The sequence below is a fragment of the Micromonospora sp. ATA51 genome (assembly GCF_016802855.1).
GTDB classification, from domain to species: Bacteria; Actinomycetota; Actinomycetes; order Mycobacteriales; family Micromonosporaceae; genus Micromonospora; species Micromonospora sicca.
Window position 1 is genome coordinate 1 of record NZ_JAEVHJ010000573.1, and the last position, 2,252, is coordinate 2,252.

Here is a 2,252-nt window from a genome sequence, read left to right on the forward strand (position 1 = left end):
GGTCGCCCCGGGAACGCGCCCGCGGTGGCGCGGGCGGCCGCGGTCGTACCGCAGGGGGAGCCGGTCGGTCCGCGACCGCAACCGGCGGACCAGGCCGGACCGGCGCTGCGGCGGGCCGGTTCGGAGCCGGCGGAGGACGACCCGACGCCGGCCGGTGGCCTGCGCGGCGCCCGGTCCGAGCTGCGCCGGCAGATGCGCGAGCGGCGTCGCCTGCGGATGGGCATCCTCGCGCTGGTCAGCCTGCTGCTGCTCGGCGCGGTGCCGCTCTACTTCGGCCTCCGCACGCTCAGCCGGGACCCGGTCTTCGACTCCCTCGACGCGCTCGACGTGCCGAGCTGGGCGACCGTGAAGACCGTCGACAACGTCAGCGGCAGCCGCTGGTGCCTGCAGGACTGCCGGCTGCGGGAGCGGACCGTGGAGTCCGAGCGGGCGCCGAAGGAGACGGCCCAGGCCTACGAGGCGGCGCTGGCCCGGGACGGCTGGCGGCGGTGGAAGGTGACCCGCTGCCCGGAGCAGCCGGCCAAGGGCAGCTACACCTGCTGGCGCCGGGACGAACTCACCCTCGACCTCTGGGTACGCGAGCCCACCTGCGCCCTGCCGCCGGTCAACGGTCAACCGGCGCCGTCTTCGACGCCCTCGCCCGCAGCGGGGAAGTGTGCCGGCTCGTTGGTGTCGGTGAAGGTGCGCAACGCGATCGACGACGAGCGGACCCGACCACAACCCAGCACTGACCCGTCACTCACCGGTGAGGATCCGTTCCCCACCCTCACCGACGATCCACTGGGCGAACTCACACCCTCACCGTCCTGAGCCGGTTTCCATCACGGACGGTAGGGTCTGGGGCTGGCGGGCCCGCGGGCGCCCGTCGACCGGTGGTGGGTCGACGTGGGGCGAGTGGGCGGGACGGTCGCGCGTTCCGGGAGTCGGATCCCGGAACGCCTGCTTGAGGAGGACATGCGCGTGGATGGTGGACAGATCGCTGCGCTGATCGCGGCCGGCGCGTTCCTGATGCTGGTGCTCGTGCTGGCGGTGCCGATCCTGCGGCTGCGGCACACCGTGGACGCGACGACCCGCATGATCAACGACCTGAACGAGCGCACCACGCCGCTGCTCGGCGACGTCAACACCACCGTGAAGAACGTCAACGTCGCCCTGGAGCAGGTGCAGACCTCCCTCGACGGGGTCAACCTCCAGCTCGCCAAGGTGGACACCATGACCACCCACGCGCAGAACGTCACCGCCAACGTGGCGAACCTGGCCACCGTGGTGTCCGCCGCCGCCGCGAACCCGCTGGTGAAGGTGGCCGCGTTCGGCTACGGCGTGCGCCGGGCGGCCTCGGCGCGCCGGCACGCGGAGACCGAGCGCGAGGTACGCGACACCATCAAGCAGCAGCGCCGGGCCGCCAAGCGCGGCAACCGCTGACCAGGAGGATGAGAGCATGAGGCGGTTGTTCTGGCTGGGCGTCGGGCTGGCCGTGGGCGTGCTGGTGGTGCGCAAGGCGACCCGCACCGCGCAGGCGTACACGCCGGCCGGCATCGCCAGCGGCCTGTCGGAATCCGCTGGCGGCCTCGTCGAGTCGGTGCGTAGCTTCGTGGAGGACGTCCGGGTCGGGATGGCCGAGCGCGAGCAGGAGATCCACGAGGCGTTCGCCCGCGGCGAGACGTTCGACGATCAGTTCGCCGAGCTGCGGGAGGACCCGCGCATCGGCGACCGAGAGATTTTCCCGGAGGAGCACCAGCGATGAAGACGGCGGAGATCAAGCGGCGGTACCTCGCCCACTTCGAGGCGAACGGCCACGTCGTGGTGCCGTCCGCTCCGCTGCCCGCCATCAGCGACCCGAACCTGCTGTTCGTCAACGCCGGCATGGTGCAGTTCGTCCCCTACTTCCTGGGTCAGCAGAGCCCGCCGTACCCCCGCGCGGTCAGCGTCCAGAAGTGCATCCGGACGCCGGACATCGACGAGGTCGGCAAGACCAGCCGGCACGGCACGTTCTTCCAGATGAACGGCAACTTCTCCTTCGGCGACTACTTCAAGGACGGGGCCATCCCGCTCGCCTGGGACCTGGTCACCAAGCCGCTGGACCAGGGCGGGTTCGGGCTGGACCCGGAGCGGGTCTGGCCGACGGTCTACCTGGACGACGACGAGGCGTACCAGATCTGGCGGTCCGTCGGGGTGCCCGCCGAGCGGATCGTCCGCCGCGGCAGGGCGGACAACTTCTGGTCGATGGGCATCCCCGGCCCCTGCGGCCCGTG

The 2,252-nt window shown here is 71.8% G+C and carries 4 protein-coding genes; all 4 read left to right on the top strand.

Going from position 1 to position 2,252, the window contains the following annotated elements; genetic code table 11:
* Positions 1-192: 192 nt before the first annotated feature.
* Entirely contained in the window at positions 193-810 is a 618-nt protein-coding gene (locus JNW87_RS37865; RefSeq protein WP_238455384.1) for a hypothetical protein, read from the top strand.
* A 150-nt stretch (positions 811-960) separates the two neighbouring features.
* A complete protein-coding gene (locus tag JNW87_RS37870; RefSeq protein WP_109802369.1) occupies positions 961-1,422 on the top strand; it encodes a DUF948 domain-containing protein in 462 nt (153 codons plus the stop codon).
* A gap of 16 nt (positions 1,423-1,438) precedes the next feature.
* Positions 1,439-1,744, top strand: a complete 306-nt coding sequence (locus JNW87_RS37875) for a hypothetical protein (RefSeq protein WP_109802368.1) — start codon at positions 1,439-1,441, stop codon at positions 1,742-1,744.
* Positions 1,741-2,252, top strand: a 512-nt coding sequence (locus tag JNW87_RS37880) for an alanine--tRNA ligase-related protein (protein WP_238455383.1), incomplete at its 3' end; no start/stop codon positions are given. The genes JNW87_RS37875 and JNW87_RS37880, both read left to right, overlap by 4 nt.

What these genes read in the sequence shown, in the direction of transcription:
- JNW87_RS37865 (WP_238455384.1), top strand. Translation starts at nt 193, where the DNA reads ATGCGCGAGCGGCGTCGCCTGCGGATGGGCATCCTCGCGCTGGTCAGC.
- JNW87_RS37875 (WP_109802368.1), top strand. Translation starts at nt 1,439, where the DNA reads ATGAGGCGGTTGTTCTGGCTGGGCGTCGGGCTGGCCGTGGGCGTGCTG.